The sequence below is a fragment of the Bacteroides faecalis genome, assembly GCF_003865075.1.
Lineage (GTDB): Bacteria > Bacteroidota > Bacteroidia > Bacteroidales > Bacteroidaceae > Bacteroides > Bacteroides faecalis.
This window is the reverse complement of the sequence record NZ_BHWB01000002.1, coordinates 377,598-393,658: the sequence shown is the minus strand read 5'-3', so window position 1 is coordinate 393,658 and position 16,061 is coordinate 377,598. Positions and strand designations below refer to the sequence as shown.

Sequence of the window (16,061 nt, the reverse complement as noted above, 5' to 3'; positions counted from 1 at the left end):
GATAAATAATTGAGTTGATATTTGTCCCATAAGTCACATGAAATTTTGCATTGTCATAGAGAAGGGATACTATTCCTTTGGATAAAAGAAGCAATCTCGGAATAAAAAAGTATATTTGCAAATAAAAATATTATGAAAAGACTCGCTTCCGTTATTTTGTTAATTCTGATAGTCTTGGTGGCGCAAGCGCAAACAGCTCGTGAAGAAATTAAAGCCAACCGACAACTTTCTGCAAACAATTATTATGCTTATCCTACGCCTACTGTTAAACAGCAAGCAGCCCCAAAAGGATATGAACCCTTCTATATCAGTACTTATGCACGTCATGGCTCACGTTATCTGATCGATCCAAATGATTATCTCTTTCCAAAACAGGTGCTATTAAAAGCAGACTCTTTGAATAAACTTACTACAAAAGGAAAAAGTACCCTGAATATTGTGCTGAAAATGGCAGAAATGGCAAATGAAAGATTAGGGGAGCTAACTCCGTTGGGAGCTCGCCAACATAGAGGTATTGCAAAGCGTATGTTTACAAACTTTCCTCAGATCTTTGCCGATAGTACGGAGGTAGATGCACGTTCTACTGTCGTGATTCGTTGTATCTTGTCCATGACTGCCGAATGTCTTCAGTTGCAAGCTATGAATCCGAATCTTCGGATTAAAAATGACGCCAGCTATCATGATATGTTTTATATGAATCATAAGGATAAGAATCTGGAGAAACTGGTTAAATCCGCAGAGGTCAAGAAAATCATGAATGATTTTGAGGCGAATCATGTGCATCCGTCCCGTTTGATGAAAGTATTGTTTACCGATGAGGAATATGTAAGAAACAATGTAGATGCAGCACGACTGATGAGACGTTTGTTTGATATAGCTGCTAATATGCAAAGTCATGACACAGATATGGAGCTATATTCTTTGTTCAACGATGATGAATGCTATGATTTATGGAACTGTAATAATGTGAATTGGTTCCTGAATTCCGGCTGTTCTCCTCTGACTCAGTGTCTGATGCCTTATCGGGAGGCCGAATTACTGCGGAATATTCTGGATACTGCTGATGATGCCTTAAAAGATGGAAAACGAAGAGCTACCTTGCGTTTCGGGCACGAATCCTGTGTACTTCCTTTTGTAGCTTTGCTGGAATTAAACCATTATGGACAATCTTATCCCGATATCGAAAAACTATCTGAGCAATGGCGAGCTTACGAAGTATTTCCGATGGCTTGCAATGTGCAATTTGTATTCTTTCATAAGAAAGGTAATGCAGACATTCTAGTGAAAGTCTTGCTGAATGAACGTGAAATGAAGTTACCGGTGGAAAGTGATTTGACTCCTTATTATCATTGGAAGGATGTTTCCTCTTATTATCGAAACAAATTGTCAAAGTATAATTAATTAAGGTGATTATTTACGACATTACCCTAAATAGGCTTGTCTGATTTATAATAACTGATTAAACAGTAAAGGGAATAACCTTGACGGCTATTCCCTTAGTTTTTTCAATTACTTTTGGGCTCTATTAGCTTCAATTTCATCTTTTTCGACTTTTGTAAATGTTTCGCCGCATTGAGTGCAAATGTAATCACCTGTTTTGCTTTCAACATATCCGAGCCCAGATATTGGTGCTCCTTGAGTTTCTTTTTCAAAACTTGGATGGTCGCATGGCTTATCGCCCCATTCTTCTCTTAATTTTTGTCCTTTCTTAATGTCCATAAAACGTATATTTTGAAGTTTCGATATGCAAAGTTGAAGCAAGTTTTTGGACTGTACAATAGAATAAGCGTTTTACTAATGCTACTATAAATCATTTACTTATACTTACAAAGTTTTCAGATATAGAATAAGGAAAATTTGTAAATATGAACAAGATAATTATTTCAATTGAAGTACAAGACAATGGCGGTAAGGAAACCACTATCATTGTCAGAGGAGAACGGAACAATCAGATTATGTTTGAAGAGCAGTTTGATTATAAGGACGAAGAAAAGCACTCTTTGCGTCTTCACCTTCTGAAAGGACGGTTTATGGAGAAGTTTCCGAAACTTGGCGAAAATTTAGCTCTTCTTTGTATTCGTAAACTCTTCAATGATATAACGATACGGAGTAAAATGAAAGCCAACCCTGATTATAGAACACTTGATAAATAAGAAGTTATGAGAAAGAAAATAATAACAATAGAATATGAAACAAATATTGCTGATTCTAAAACATTCATTCGCAGATTGATTAAAATCGACAATAAAGAAATCTTTGACAACACTTGTAGTATTACTCTTTATTCCAAAGAAATATCTCCGTTAAATCATTTACAGATTGGATTGACGATAATATTTCAGAGAAACAGGTTAAGAGCATTAAGAATATTACTACCCAACGATACAATTTTTTCAGCTTTATCAAGAAGATTTGGTTCAAGTTGTTTAGAAAGAGTTTCTAATTCCAATCCCAGTTTCTCAATATTCGCTTTCAAAATTTCTTCTTGAGCGGTAAAACCTCCATGTGATATATAATAGTGAGCATAAGCTGTGACTTGTATAAAGCAACTTCCAATACAAGGAGTGAGTTTAATTAAATTCATAGCTTCAAACTGCTCTAATATCATGCATAACCTATCACTTGATGTTGAATACTTAGATGCAAATTCGTCATATTCAATATCAATCGGAACATCTTCCGAAATTACAAAATCTCGTAAAATTGAATCTTTTAGTTTAGGAGTTATCAAATTCATGATTGTATTTTTGAGTAAAAATACGATTTTTCTCGCTATCTTTACTGTGTCTTTCAGGACAAAGTTTTGGAATATAATAAGGAAAGTGCCTTATACTCGTTGAAATCGTCAAATTATCAAGAGGTATATACGAGGCACAGAGGACAGATCATACTTGTGGGTTGCCTTACTGTGTGTATATATAGGTGTTTGGCGATACCTAACGAGTATGCACAGGGGCAGCCCACTTTCTTTAACAACTAACATTGTTAAATTTCTCCTATGGCTGTCGTGGAGAACTCGTTAAAATTCGCCACCATGGAACTTATAGTAGGTTTCTTTTGTATTCTGTTTGCGTTGGGTATTTCTATTGCCACCATATTAGCTTCTCGAAAAGGGCGTAATTCTGTAAACTGGTTCTTCTTATCTCTATTCTGGGGTATTGTAGGATTGATTGTATTGCATGTTCCAAGCATTTAGAGCGTGAAAAAGGAGAAAGTGATACCCTCGTTAAGGTATTATGGACTATCGTGCTTATACTACTTGTATTATTTGCCGTATTTTTCTACAATCGTACAGTAGAGCAAAGAGAGTTCCGAAAGAATTACCAAATTGAAGAAGTTGCTCCCAAAATAGAACTTTCCGATAACTATATTGAACGAACAGTAGATTTGAATGATTATTTCAATTCAAGTACTGGCTGAGATGATGAAACGGATTGGAATTATGCAGGATTTGAAGATGAAGAAAGCCAAAAGGCTTTTTACAAAATCCTTAAAAAGAATGGTATATATTGGAGCGACCAAAAACAATGCTGGGCTAAGAAAGTAAAGAAAACCGCAGAGCAAGCTCCCAAGGTCAAAATTAGATGAAGGAGTTATTTCTTGCTTTTCTTTTTAGGTTTAATATCGTATTTCATAGCCTTCTGCATGAGAACAGAAAAAAACACTGGAACTTCTGCTTGCTTCTTTAATTCTTTTGCAGGTAGAAGTTCGATAGCCATTGCCTTTTCCATGTCTTCTATTGTTACTTGTTTCTTTTTACTCATTTTGTCAGACTTTGAAAAGTTGTACGATGATAATCTGAATTGCATAGTAACAGATTAAATCGTGAAACGTCATCAAAACCTCTCGTATTATAGCGGAAGCTGAACTCATTAACATATCGTTCAAGGTGTTTCTTGCTCGTATGGTTATATATTCCCGTCAAGCTACGTTTCAGAATACTCCAAAAGCCTTCGATATTGTTCGTATAAGCGTCTTCATCAACGTATTGTCCGTGACCGTGGTCAACTACGTAATGCTCATATAATTGCTAACGGTTTTATATCCGCACCATTCATCAGAGAATAACGTTGCCATGCGTTTTACAGTTTTGAGAATAGGAACTGTCAATGATTTATAGGAAGTGTTACGGATTACTTTACAAACCACCTTACCGCCACGCTAAAGCATACCCATGAGGGGAACTTTATCTTTGAAACTCCTGCCTTGGTATTTCTTTACTTTCTTGTTATAGTGCCGATTTTTATTCTTTCCGCCCACGAAAGTTTCATCAAGTTCGACTTCTCCGTCAAGTTTCTCTTCCATTACAATACCGAAGCATTCACGAATACGCTGATTCATGAACCACACAGTTTTATAGGTAACGGATATTCTCTTGGATAATTCGATTGATGAAATACCTTTCTTGCGGGATGTTATTTCATAGATAGCCACGAACCATTTTCTCAACGACAATTTAGAGCCTTCAAACATAGTTTCTATGCTGACGTTGAAATTCTTGCTCGTATTCTTACAGCGGTACATTTCATCGCTATGGTTATATACTTTGGATGTAGGGTCATAAGGAGAAACAGGAATACCATTTGCCCAGTGTTGCTGTTCCAAATACTTGATGCAGCTTTCCTCCGTAGAAAATGCTTCCAAAAGGTCGTATAAGGAGTTGAATTTACCGATATTCATCTTACCAAAGTTTAATATTTCTTGCTATATATAACTCTGGTGAGAAAAGTTGCTAGGGAAAACAGTTATCTGTGTATATTGAAATACCGCCCAAAACTCTTGTTTTGAACGGTATTATTAGCAAAGTTAGTTAGGGTAATGTCGCAAATAATCACCCTAATTATTTTGTAATGGCTATTCCTACTAGACAAAGAGATTCAGATTCTTGAGAACCATGTATGGCGACTTATGAAAGTGTTGTTCCGAACTCTTTTAAGATAGTTTTTGGGGACCTGAAAAGTCAAAATGTTATCCTAAATATTTTACAGTTATCATCTTTGTAAATCCAAAATGAAATATTGCATTTTGTTTTGTGTTAATGTAATTAAATATGAGTCTGATTGTTTTGAGAAATATTACTAGTTGTTTTACCATTTTAACACGAAGATATATTGAAAGGGGGAACTTTGGTGTATAAGATGAAGTAAAAGAATAGTTGAAGAGCTTGCTGGAAGACCGTCTGCTTTTGTAAAGAGCTACGGTCTTTTTTGTGGAATATATGAAATCAGCAGGAATTTAAGAAAACTTTTTTTATTCTACTCACTCTCTCTTGGATATTTTTTTTGATTTTTTTCCGTCACCGTCACATGAGCGTTGATGGATCATTGATAATGAGCGTGTAATCGTGTGACGGAAATGTGTGATGGCACTGTGACGGCAAAATTACCGTCACCAAACCTATGACGGCCCTAGCTTTCACGAATGTTTTTCTAAAGTTACGGAAAGTATCATCAAGTCAGTTGATGGGTATTAATAGTCTATGTCCCAACTATTAATAGTCTACTTCTCAGCCATTAATAGCCTATTAATCAACTATTAACAGCTTGTAATTCAGGACTAATATTATGAATATAAATCATTTATAACAAAAAATACTTATAACATTCACACCTTTGAAACTAATGGTATTAGGTAAACTTCATTCCCACATCTATATCTTTTGACGGTTTCATCCCTTGAAACCAATAGTTTCACCGCATGAAACTATAAGTTTCATCTTATTGAAACTAAAGGTTTCATTGCTTGAAACTGCTAGTTTCATCCGAATGAAACCTCAATGGCGATTTAGTGTAAAGTAAATCAGTATTAAGCCAAGACATTAAGCTTGCAATTTTGTTAGTGCACTCCAATTAAATATCTTGTTTTTTCACTTTTTGCACAGCCATATTATTACATCATAAATAGCTTAGTAATATCTCTGCCGGCAAACCTCTGATTGAGGAAAGCAAAAAACGATTTTCAAGTCAACTACTATCCTGCACAAAATAGAGAAGAAGAACCCAATCCTTTCCCCCTTATAATTGTTTTTACTACTTCTAATTAGTGTGACAGCAAATTATTCCATCACACTGCCGTCACCTATTACCGTCACCTTATAGTTTATTGTTATCCAGATTCTTATCTGTTAAAAAGTGACTGTTATGGCAAAAAAACATTTTTAATTCTATATGTGTACTGAAGCTGAATTCACGTTTCACCTTATTTTATACCTGATGCTTTTTATAAATGCATCCGTTTTCTCACTCCTTGTAATGTGGTTTCTATTCTAGTTCTTAGTTCTCTTCTCCCTTTTTTGGATAATTCGTTTTTCGTTCATTCAATTTTATCCCCTCAACTCTCTCTCTCTCTCGAATCTCTCTCGCTTTAAATATAATAATGAGTCCCCCTATTCCCCTCCTTCCTTCCCCTCTCCAAATTATGTTATACAACATCCCTCTCCCTCAGCCATTTATCCCCAATCTTAAAAAAACTTGCATAAAAAGTACTCTAAAATTAGGATCATATCTTAAAATCCCCTACTTTTGCACCCGCTTTCCAAGAGAAGAAAGCCTTAGTTACTTGACAAACTGCAAAAGCGTAAATCAGGTTAAGACAAAGAACAAAAAAACTTCCAAAAAGTTTTGGAAGCAATAGCATAAAGTTCTTATCTTTGCACTCCGATTCGCAAAGAAACCGGTTTATCCCCAGTTCCTTCATCTTGTCCCTTCTTTCCCTTTCGATAAGAGAGCCTTAGAAAGAGCCAAGAGAAAAGCTGAAAAAAAACTTTTCCAAACATTTGGTAGTTTCAAATAAACCCCTTACCTTTGCACCCGCTTTTGAAACCAAAGCAATTAAGTTCTTTGACATATTGATAAACAATACAAGTAGTACAAGAAAAAAAATAGAACCGTCAATACCTTTTAAATAGGTATTAGATTGAAGTCAATAAAACGTACGGCATCCGGCAGAGATCACAGATATCCTTTTTGGATATTCAAAAATACTTTTACAATGAAGAGTTTGATCCTGGCTCAGGATGAACGCTAGCTACAGGCTTAACACATGCAAGTCGAGGGGCAGCATATTTCTAGCAATAGAAACGATGGCGACCGGCGCACGGGTGAGTAACACGTATCCAACCTACCTTTTACTCGGAGATAGCCTTTCGAAAGAAAGATTAATATCCGATAGTATAAAAAAATCCCATGATTTTGTTATTAAAGAATTTCGGTAAAAGATGGGGATGCGTTCCATTAGATTGTAGGCGGGGTAACGGCCCACCTAGTCATCGATGGATAGGGGTTCTGAGAGGAAGGTCCCCCACATTGGAACTGAGACACGGTCCAAACTCCTACGGGAGGCAGCAGTGAGGAATATTGGTCAATGGGCGTAAGCCTGAACCAGCCAAGTAGCGTGAAGGATGACTGCCCTATGGGTTGTAAACTTCTTTTATATGGGAATAAAATGCTCCACGTGTGGAATATTGCATGTACCATATGAATAAGGATCGGCTAACTCCGTGCCAGCAGCCGCGGTAATACGGAGGATCCGAGCGTTATCCGGATTTATTGGGTTTAAAGGGAGCGTAGGTGGACAGTTAAGTCAGTTGTGAAAGTTTGCGGCTCAACCGTAAAATTGCAGTTGATACTGGCAGTCTTGAGTACAGTAGAGGTGGGCGGAATTCGTGGTGTAGCGGTGAAATGCTTAGATATCACGAAGAACTCCGATTGCGAAGGCAGCTCACTAGACTGGTCACTGACACTGAGGCTCGAAAGTGTGGGTATCAAACAGGATTAGATACCCTGGTAGTCCACACAGTAAACGATGAATACTCGCTGTTTGCAATATACCGCAAGCGGCCAAGCGAAAGCATTAAGTATTCCACCTGGGGAGTACGCCGGCAACGGTGAAACTCAAAGGAATTGACGGGGGCCCGCACAAGCGGAGGAACATGTGGTTTAATTCGATGATACGCGAGGAACCTTACCCGGGCTTAAATTGCAACTGAATATAGTGGAAACACTATAGCCGCAAGGCAGTTGTGAAGGTGCTGCATGGTTGTCGTCAGCTCGTGCCGTGAGGTGTCGGCTTAAGTGCCATAACGAGCGCAACCCTTATCTTTAGTTACTAACAGTTGACGCTGAGGACTCTAGAGAGACTGCCGTCGTAAGATGTGAGGAAGGTGGGGATGACGTCAAATCAGCACGGCCCTTACGTCCGGGGCTACACACGTGTTACAATGGGAGGTACAGAAGGCCGCTACCTGGTGACAGGATGCCAATCCCCAAAACCTCTCTCAGTTCGGATCGAAGTCTGCAACCCGACTTCGTGAAGCTGGATTCGCTAGTAATCGCGCATCAGCCATGGCGCGGTGAATACGTTCCCGGGCCTTGTACACACCGCCCGTCAAGCCATGAAAGCCGGGGGTACCTGAAGTACGTAACCGCAAGGAGCGTCCTAGGGTAAAACTGGTAATTGGGGCTAAGTCGTAACAAGGTAGCCGTACCGGAAGGTGCGGCTGGAACACCTCCTTTCTGGAGCGATGTCGTTACCGTTGCATGGCCGTAGATAGCTTCTCACTCCTATTCTATAAATAGAAATGATTATCATTCTACCTCAACCATCCAACATATAGACTATCAAGGTTCTATTTAATGTACTACTAGTACTTGTTTATTTATAACATATAGATCAAATCTATAGAAGTATAGATAGAGATAAACAAGAGAAAACAGAAGCCGAGTCTAACGATGGTAGACAAGGTTGAATTATCGAGCAAGAGATAGCATAAGCGATGCTTGCATCGATTATGCCGAAAGCAGCCGATAATGCGTAGAACACAGTCCTATAGCTCAGTTGGTTAGAGCGCTACACTGATAATGTAGAGGTCGGCAGTTCAACTCTGCCTGGGACTACTTCGAAGAAGCAAAAAGGAACACGAATGGTATGAATAAAAACAATACCTCCCTCCTTATTCTTCATAATCTTCGGGGGATTAGCTCAGCTGGCTAGAGCATCTGCCTTGCACGCAGAGGGTCAACGGTTCGAATCCGTTATTCTCCACCATCTCGCAAGAGAAACGATCTTTGACATGATGAAACAAAAAGTAAAATTTAGTAAAGAGCTAAAAGTATATATCAAGCCGCACACTCTTCATTGGATCAATTGGTATCTTCGTAGCAATACAACGATTCCCATGCCAACCATGAAGAAGTCAGTTTGAAAGAAAGTAAGCAAGGGCGCATGGCGGATGCCTTGGCTCTCGGAGGCGATGAAGGACGTGATAAGCTGCGATAAGCTCTGGGTAGGTGCAAATAACCCTTGATCCAGAGATTTCCGAATGGGACAACCCGTCATTCTGAAGGAATGACATCCATCCTCGATGGAAGCTAACGCAGGGAACTGAAACATCTTAGTACCTGCAGGAAAAGAAAATAATAATGATTCCCCTAGTAGTGGCGAGCGAACGGGGACTAGCCCAAACCATAGTTGTTACGGCAATTATGGGGTTGTAGGACCACGATGTCGCATGACATCTGGTGAGAAGAACGATCTGGAAAGTTCGGCCATAGACGGTGATAGCCCGGTATTCTAAACCAGACGAAGCGTAGTGGTATCCTGAGTAGCGCGGGACACGAGAAATCTTGCGTGAATCCACCGGGACCATCCGGTAAGGCTAAATACTCCCGAGAGACCGATAGCGAACCAGTACTGTGAAGGAAAGGTGAAAAGCACTTCGAATAGAAGAGTGAAATAGTCCCTGAAACCATGCGCCTACAAGCGGTCGGAGCTGTTAAAACAGTGACGGCGTGCCTTTTGCATAATGAACCTACGAGTTACTTTTTCCGGCAAGGTTAAGTGTCTAGAGACATGCAGCCGAAGCGAAAGCGAGTCTTAATAGGGCGTCCAGTCGGAAGGAGTAGACGCGAAACCAAGTGATCTACCCTTGGGCAGGTTGAAGGTTAGGTAACACTAACTGGAGGACCGAACCGATAAGCGTTGAAAAGCTTCCGGATGACCTGAGGGTGGGGGTGAAAGGCTAATCAAACTTGGAGATAGCTCGTACTCCCCGAAATGCATTTAGGTGCAGCCTTGTGAGTTACTAATGTGAGGTAGAGCGACTGATAAGATGCGAGGGCTTCACCGCCTATCAAGTCTTGACAAACTCCGAATGCGCATTAGTCCAATCACAGGAGTGAGGGCATGGGTGCTAAGGTCCATGTCCCAAAGGAGAAGAATCCAGACCATCAGCTAAGGTCCCCAAATAAACACTAAGTTGAACTAACGAAGTCAGATTGCTAAGACAGCTAGGATGTTGGCTTGGAAGCAGCCATTCATTTAAAGAGTGCGTAACAGCTCACTAGTCGAGGAGTTTGGCGTGGATAATAATCGGGCATTAAGTGTTTTACCGAAGCTATGGGATCAGCAATGATCGGTAGGGGAGCATTCCACTCCGCGTCGAAGGCGTAGCGTCAGCTATACTGGAGCGTGTGGAAAAGCAAATGTAGGTATAAGTAACGATAAAGGGGGTGAGAAACCCCCTCGCCGCAAGACTAAGGTTTCCTGATCAACGCTAATCGGATCAGGGTTAGTCGGGTCCTAAGGCTCAGCCGAACGGCGAAGCCGATGGCAGAACAGGTTAATATTCCTGTACTACCTTAAAGAGTGATTGTGGAGACGGAGCAGTGACAATACCGCGGACTGACGGAATAGTCCGTTAAAGGGTGTAGATGCTGATCATCCCAGGCAAATCCAGGATGAGAGTCGAACCTGATAGTATACCGAATTCTTCGGAATGAAGTAATAGCGTATGTAATCAAACTCCCAAGAAAATCCGCTAAACTTAATCTTTGAGGTACCCGTACCGTAAACGGACACACGTAGTCGGGTTGAATATACTAAGGCGCTTGAGTGAATCACGGTTAAGGAACTAGGCAAATTAACCCTGTAACTTCGGGATAAAGGGTCCCAGCTTTTCGGCTGGGCGCAGAGAATAGGTCCAGGCAACTGTTTAACAAAAACACAGGGCTGTGCAAAATCGAAAGATTCGGTATACAGCCTGACACCTGCCCGGTGCTGGAAGGTTAAGAGGAGATGTCATCGCAAGAGAAGCATTGAATTGAAGCCCCAGTAAACGGCGGCCGTAACTATAACGGTCCTAAGGTAGCGAAATTCCTTGTCGGGTAAGTTCCGACCTGCACGAATGGTGTAATGATCTGGACACTGTCTCAACCGTGAGCTCAGTGAAATTGTAGTATCGGTGAAGATGCCGATTACCCGCGATGGGACGAAAAGACCCCGTGAACCTTTACTATAGCTTAACATTGAATTTGGGTAATTAATGTGTAGGATAGGCCGGAGACTTTGAAGTTCAGACGCCAGTTTGAATGGAGTCGCTGTTGAAATACGGCCCTTTGATTATTTGAGTTCTAACTCGTAATTTCGAGGACACTGTTTGGTGGGTAGTTTGACTGGGGTGGTCGCCTCCAAAACAGTAACGGAGGCTTCTAAAGGTGCCCTCAGGACGATTGGTAACCGTCCGTAGAGTGTAATGGCATAAGGGCGCTTGACTGGGAGACTCACAAGTCGATCAGGTAGGAAACTAGAGCATAGTGATCCGGTGTTTCCGTATGGAAGGGACATCGCTCAAAGGATAAAAGGTACTCCGGGGATAACAGGCTGATCCCTCCCAAGAGCTCATATCGACGGAGGGGTTTGGCACCTCGATGTCGGCTCGTCACATCCTGGGGCTGGAGAAGGTCCCAAGGGTTGGGCTGTTCGCCCATTAAAGTGGCACGCGAGCTGGGTTCAGAACGTCGTGAGACAGTTCGGTCTCTATCTATCGTGGGCGTATGAAATTTGCGTGGCTCTGACACTAGTACGAGAGGACCGTGTTGGACTGACCTCTGGTTTACCAGTTGTGCCGCCAGGTGCATTGCTGGGTATCTAAGTCGGGATTGGATAAGTGCTGAAAGCATCTAAGTACGAAGCCAGCCACAAGATTAGATTTCTTAGGGTCGTTAAAGACGATGACGTTGATAGGATGCAGGTGTACAGGTGGTAACATCTTAGCCGAGCATTACTAATTGCCCGTCTACTTTCTTTCTGGTTTTGTTTGTTATATACGTTTAGCGTATTATGATTATTAATATAATAAATACTATTGATAATAATGATTACTGTAATTTTACTTTTCATCATGTCATAACCTTTTTCAGGTGGTTATAGCACGAGGGTTCCACCTCTTCCCATTCCGAACAGAGAAGTTAAGCCTCGTCACGCCGATGGTACTGCGTAACAGTGGGAGAGTAGGTAACTGCCGTTTTTGAAGAAGCCCCTTCAGTCGATTGACCGGAGGGGCTTTCTGTTTTTTATCCGCTCTGATTAAGAGAGTGCTTATGTGTACAATTCTTGTGATACCTACGTACTTATGAATGTATCGGTTAGGAAATCTGGAAATTGTGTTTATATATGACTAAAGAATTATTCTAGTATATTTTAAGTAGTCAAAACAAGCATTTGGAATATGTTAGAGATCAGCATTGTAAAATAGGTGTTTTCAGTACTTGATATATTCGTTTTTCTTCTTCTTTTTTACTTTTTCAGAATTTGTTTGTTTTTTGTTTTCTGCCTTTTGGTTATATTTGTTCTGTTCTTTTAATTAAGGCTAATATTGTTATTTAGTAATAATAATGCGGAAAAAACGGAATAAAAATAGTATAATTCTGTGATTTTTTAAGAAGTGAACCGTTTTCTTTTCATCTTTCTCTTTTTTATCAAATTGATTTTTGTAAATTTGGCGGGAATCTGATAAGGAACATAATTAATATAGTAATAATACTAAATACTCCTGTTTATATGGAAAACAAAATTCAAGAGTTGACCGATAAGATTTATCGTGAAGGCGTGGAAAAAGGAAACGAAGAAGCGCAGAGACTTATCGTGAACGCTCAGGAAGAAGCAAAAAAGATCATTGAGGATGCTCGTAAAGAAGCTGAGTCAATTGTAGCATCCTCTCGTAAATCTGCTGATGAACTAGCAGAAAACACAAAATCAGAATTGAAATTGTTTGCAGGTCAGGCGGTTAATGCACTCAAATCAGAGATTGCAACTATTGTTACTGACAAGTTAGTAACGGATTCGGTGAAAGATTTCACTCAGAATAAGGACTTTTTAAATGCTTTTATTGTGGCATTAGCGTCCAAGTGGAGTGCAGACGAGCCAATTGTTATTTCGGCTACTGATGCTGATTCTTTGAAGAAGTATTTTGCAGTACATGCAAAATCTTTGTTGGATAAGAGTGTAACGATTCAACAAGTAAACGGTATCAAAACCTTATTTACTGTTTCTCCTGTTGATGGTTCTTATAAAGTGAACTTCGGAGAAGAGGAATTCATGAATTATTTCAAAGCATTCTTGCGTCCTCAATTAGTAGAAATGCTATTTTAAAAGGAGCGACTATGAGTAGTAAATACTATTACTTAGTAGCTGGTTTACCAGAACTTTCATTGGAAGATAGTAAACTAAGCTATACAGTAGCCGATTTTAAAACAGAAATTTACAGTGGGTTATCTACTTCAGATCAAAAATTGATTGACTTATTTTATTTAAAGTTCGATAATGCGAATGTGTTGAAACTTTTAAAGGATAAGGATGCAGAAATAGACACACGAGGAAATTATTCTGCCGCTGAACTTACTGAATATATTTCTACATTGAAAGAGGGAGGAGAAATTAGTTCGAAAGAATTTCCTGCTTATCTTTCTGTCTTCATTCTTGATTATTTGAATACACCTGTAGAAAGTATTGTGTTATATGAAGATCATTTAGCCACTCTGTATTATGAGTATGCAATGAAGTGTGGAAATAAATTTGTTTCTTCTTGGTTTGAATTCAATTTGAATATCAATAATATTCTTGTCGCTTTTACAGCTCGTAAATTTAAATGGGATATTGCTGGTAATATTGTGGGTAATACAGATGTATGTGAAGCTTTGCGTACATCTAGTGCTCGTGATTTCGGTTTGTCCGGTGAAGTCGATTTTTGGGAATCATTGGTGAAAATCAATGAAATTGCAGAATTGGTGGAACGTGAAAAGAAATTGGATGCTTTGCGGTGGAATTGGATGGAAGATGCTATTTTCTTTGATTATTTCACTATTGAACGTATTTTCGCTTTCTTGCTGAAATTGGAAATGATAGAGCGTTGGATTTCATTGGATAAAGAGAAGGGAAATCAGTTATTCCGCAGCATAATTGAATCACTGAAGAACGAAGTACAGATTCCCGCAGAATTTAGATAATAAAATTAAAAAAATATATGGCAACAAAAGGAACTGTTAGTGGCGTTATTGCCAACATGGTGACCCTCGTCGTTGATGGACCGGTAGCTCAAAATGAGATTTGTTATATCTCTACCGGTGGAGATAAGTTGATGGCGGAGGTGATTAAGGTTGTAGGTTCGCATGTATATGTTCAGGTGTTCGAAAGTACACGTGGATTGAAAGTGGGTGCTGAAGCCGAATTTACAGGACACATGCTCGAAGTTACTTTAGGTCCGGGTATGTTATCAAAGAATTATGATGGTCTACAAAATGACCTTGATAAGATGGATGGTGTTTTTCTGAAAAGAGGACAGTATACTTATCCGTTGGATAAAGAGCGTATATGGCATTTTGTCCCGATGGTGAATGTCGGTGATAAGGTGCAATCTTCTGCATGGTTAGGTCAGGTAGACGAGAACTTCCAGCCGTTGAAAATTATGGCTCCGTTTACCATGGAAGGAACTGCAACGGTGAAGTCAATTGTACCTGAGGGAGATTATAAGATTGAAGATGTCGTTGCTATTTTGACGGATGAAGAAGGAAATGATATTTCCGTAACAATGATTCAGAAGTGGCCGGTAAAACGAGCTATGACAAATTATAAAGAGAAACCACGTCCTTTCAAATTATTGGAAACGGGTGTACGTGTTATAGATACCTTAAATCCTATTGTAGAAGGTGGTACGGGATTTATTCCCGGTCCGTTCGGTACGGGTAAAACGGTGCTGCAGCATGCTATTTCAAAACAAGCGGAAGCGGATATTGTAATCATTGCAGCTTGTGGTGAACGTGCAAATGAGGTTGTGGAAATCTTTACGGAATTTCCGGAATTGGTAGATCCACATACCGGACGTAAATTGATGGAACGTACTATTATTATTGCAAATACTTCAAATATGCCGGTAGCTGCTCGTGAAGCATCTGTATATACAGCGATGACTTTAGCTGAATATTACCGTTCTATGGGATTAAAAGTATTGTTGATGGCAGACTCTACTTCTCGTTGGGCCCAGGCTCTGCGTGAAATGTCCAACCGTATGGAAGAGTTGCCTGGACCTGATGCTTTCCCGATGGATATTTCTGCTATTATTTCCAACTTCTATGGTCGTGCCGGTTATGTGAAGCTGGCTAATGATGAAACAGGTTCCATTACATTTATCGGTACAGTATCTCCTGCTGGCGGTAATTTGAAAGAGCCTGTAACCGAGAATACCAAGAAAGTAGCCCGTTGCTTCTATGCCCTTGAACAGGATCGTGCTGACAAGAAGCGTTATCCGGCTGTGAATCCGATTGATTCTTATTCCAAATATATTGAATATCCTGAATTTGAAGAATACATCAAAGATCACATCAATGATGAGTGGATTGGTAAAGTGAACGAACTCAAAACTCGTTTGCAACGTGGTAAGGAAATCGCTGAGCAGATTAATATCTTAGGTGATGATGGTGTACCTGTGGAATATCATGTCATTTTCTGGAAGTCTGAGTTGATCGACTTCGTAATCCTGCAACAGGATGCTTTCGATGAGATTGATGCGGTAACTCCGATGGAACGTCAGGAGGCTATTTTGAATATGATAATTGATATTTGTCATACGGAGTTTGAGTTTGATAACTTCAATGAAGTTATGGACTTCTTCAAGAAGATGATTAATATTTGTAAGCAGATGAACTACTCGAAGTATCAGTCTGAACAATATGAAGGATTCAAACAACAGTTGAAGGAATTGATTGCTGAAAGAAGTGTTTGATCAGTAA

General features: G+C 39.7%; 10 protein-coding genes, 2 tRNA genes, 3 rRNA genes and 1 pseudogene. 12 read left to right on the top strand and 4 right to left on the bottom strand.

The annotated features are described in order from the left end of the window. The first annotated feature begins 132 nt into the window (after window positions 1–132). Window positions 133–1,401 (top strand): histidine-type phosphatase, encoded by a 1,269-nt coding sequence (locus EJF25_RS04430; RefSeq protein WP_125040209.1) that lies wholly within the window; start codon window positions 133–135, stop codon window positions 1,399–1,401. A gap of 108 nt (window positions 1,402–1,509) precedes the next feature. Here the strand turns inward: EJF25_RS04430 and EJF25_RS04425 are convergent, their stop codons facing one another. Further along, entirely contained in the window at window positions 1,510–1,719 is a 210-nt protein-coding gene (locus EJF25_RS04425; protein ID WP_125040208.1) for a hypothetical protein, read from the bottom strand. A 146-nt stretch (window positions 1,720–1,865) separates the two neighbouring features. Between EJF25_RS04425 and EJF25_RS04420 the strand changes: the two genes are divergently transcribed. Continuing rightward, window positions 1,866–2,153, top strand: coding sequence for a hypothetical protein (locus EJF25_RS04420; protein ID WP_125040207.1), 288 nt, complete (start codon window positions 1,866–1,868; stop codon window positions 2,151–2,153). Between the two features lie 185 nt (window positions 2,154–2,338). On the opposite strand, the gene EJF25_RS04415 is transcribed toward EJF25_RS04420, so the two are convergent. Next, window positions 2,339–2,737 carry a hypothetical protein gene (locus tag EJF25_RS04415; RefSeq protein ID WP_125040206.1) on the bottom strand — a complete coding sequence of 133 codons (399 nt, stop codon included), beginning with the start codon at window positions 2,735–2,737 and terminating at the stop codon, window positions 2,339–2,341. Between the two features lie 297 nt (window positions 2,738–3,034). Here EJF25_RS04415 and EJF25_RS04410 point away from each other — a divergent pair, with 297 nt between their 5' ends. Continuing rightward, complete coding sequence (locus EJF25_RS04410; RefSeq protein WP_235016715.1) at window positions 3,035–3,196, top strand: hypothetical protein; 162 nt, start codon at window positions 3,035–3,037, stop codon at window positions 3,194–3,196. A gap of 397 nt (window positions 3,197–3,593) precedes the next feature. Here EJF25_RS04410 and EJF25_RS24810 read toward each other — a convergent pair whose 3' ends face one another. Beyond that, window positions 3,594–3,764, bottom strand: a complete 171-nt coding sequence (locus EJF25_RS24810) for a hypothetical protein (protein WP_160119372.1) — start codon at window positions 3,762–3,764, stop codon at window positions 3,594–3,596. Further along, a pseudogene (locus tag EJF25_RS04405) lies at window positions 3,761–4,680 on the bottom strand (IS1595 family transposase). The gene EJF25_RS24810 and the pseudogene EJF25_RS04405 overlap by 4 nt, the downstream one beginning before the upstream one ends. A 2,307-nt stretch (window positions 4,681–6,987) precedes the next feature. Here EJF25_RS04405 and EJF25_RS04395 point away from each other — a divergent pair. From EJF25_RS04395 to EJF25_RS04360, 9 genes are all read left to right on the top strand, one after another. Beyond that, a 16S ribosomal RNA gene (locus EJF25_RS04395) occupies window positions 6,988–8,513 on the top strand. Between the two features lie 307 nt (window positions 8,514–8,820). Then, a tRNA-Ile gene (locus EJF25_RS04390) sits at window positions 8,821–8,894 on the top strand. Between the two features lie 74 nt (window positions 8,895–8,968). Next, window positions 8,969–9,045, top strand: a tRNA-Ala gene (locus tag EJF25_RS04385). A 25-nt stretch (window positions 9,046–9,070) separates the two neighbouring features. Then, window positions 9,071–9,202 carry a hypothetical protein gene (locus EJF25_RS26105; RefSeq protein WP_262707190.1) on the top strand — a complete coding sequence of 44 codons (132 nt, stop codon included), beginning with the start codon at window positions 9,071–9,073 and terminating at the stop codon, window positions 9,200–9,202. Then, window positions 9,203–12,085: ribosomal RNA gene (locus tag EJF25_RS04380) — 23S ribosomal RNA — on the top strand. A 108-nt stretch (window positions 12,086–12,193) separates the two neighbouring features. After that, window positions 12,194–12,304 (top strand): 5S ribosomal RNA (rrf, locus tag EJF25_RS04375). Together the 16S, 23S and 5S rRNA genes with 2 tRNA genes alongside form the textbook arrangement of a ribosomal RNA operon. A 533-nt stretch (window positions 12,305–12,837) precedes the next feature. Further along, window positions 12,838–13,428 carry a V-type ATP synthase subunit E family protein gene (locus tag EJF25_RS04370; RefSeq protein ID WP_125040204.1) on the top strand — a complete coding sequence of 197 codons (591 nt, stop codon included), beginning with the start codon at window positions 12,838–12,840 and terminating at the stop codon, window positions 13,426–13,428. 11 nt (window positions 13,429–13,439) lie between these two features. Further along, window positions 13,440–14,282 carry a DUF2764 family protein gene (locus EJF25_RS04365; RefSeq protein ID WP_125040203.1) on the top strand — a complete coding sequence of 281 codons (843 nt, stop codon included), beginning with the start codon at window positions 13,440–13,442 and terminating at the stop codon, window positions 14,280–14,282. 17 nt (window positions 14,283–14,299) lie between these two features. Continuing rightward, complete coding sequence (locus EJF25_RS04360; RefSeq protein ID WP_125040202.1) at window positions 14,300–16,054, top strand: V-type ATP synthase subunit A; 1,755 nt, start codon at window positions 14,300–14,302, stop codon at window positions 16,052–16,054. The last annotated feature ends 7 nt before the right edge of the window (window positions 16,055–16,061 follow it).

Bases quoted from the DNA above. Each gene is read 5' to 3' on its own strand.
- EJF25_RS04425 (WP_125040208.1), bottom strand. From the start codon at position 1,719: ATGGACATTAAGAAAGGACAAAAATTAAGAGAAGAATGGGGCGATAAG.
- EJF25_RS04360 (WP_125040202.1), top strand. From the start codon at position 14,300: ATGGCAACAAAAGGAACTGTTAGTGGCGTTATTGCCAACATGGTGACC.
- EJF25_RS24810 (WP_160119372.1), bottom strand. From the start codon at position 3,764: ATGAGTAAAAAGAAACAAGTAACAATAGAAGACATGGAAAAGGCAATG.
- EJF25_RS04420 (WP_125040207.1), top strand. From the start codon at position 1,866: ATGAACAAGATAATTATTTCAATTGAAGTACAAGACAATGGCGGTAAG.
- EJF25_RS04365 (WP_125040203.1), top strand. From the start codon at position 13,440: ATGAGTAGTAAATACTATTACTTAGTAGCTGGTTTACCAGAACTTTCA.
- EJF25_RS04370 (WP_125040204.1), top strand. From the start codon at position 12,838: ATGGAAAACAAAATTCAAGAGTTGACCGATAAGATTTATCGTGAAGGC.
- EJF25_RS26105 (WP_262707190.1), top strand. From the start codon at position 9,071: ATGATGAAACAAAAAGTAAAATTTAGTAAAGAGCTAAAAGTATATATC.
- EJF25_RS04430 (WP_125040209.1), top strand. From the start codon at position 133: ATGAAAAGACTCGCTTCCGTTATTTTGTTAATTCTGATAGTCTTGGTG.
- EJF25_RS04415 (WP_125040206.1), bottom strand. From the start codon at position 2,737: ATGAATTTGATAACTCCTAAACTAAAAGATTCAATTTTACGAGATTTT.
- EJF25_RS04410 (WP_235016715.1), top strand. From the start codon at position 3,035: ATGGAACTTATAGTAGGTTTCTTTTGTATTCTGTTTGCGTTGGGTATT.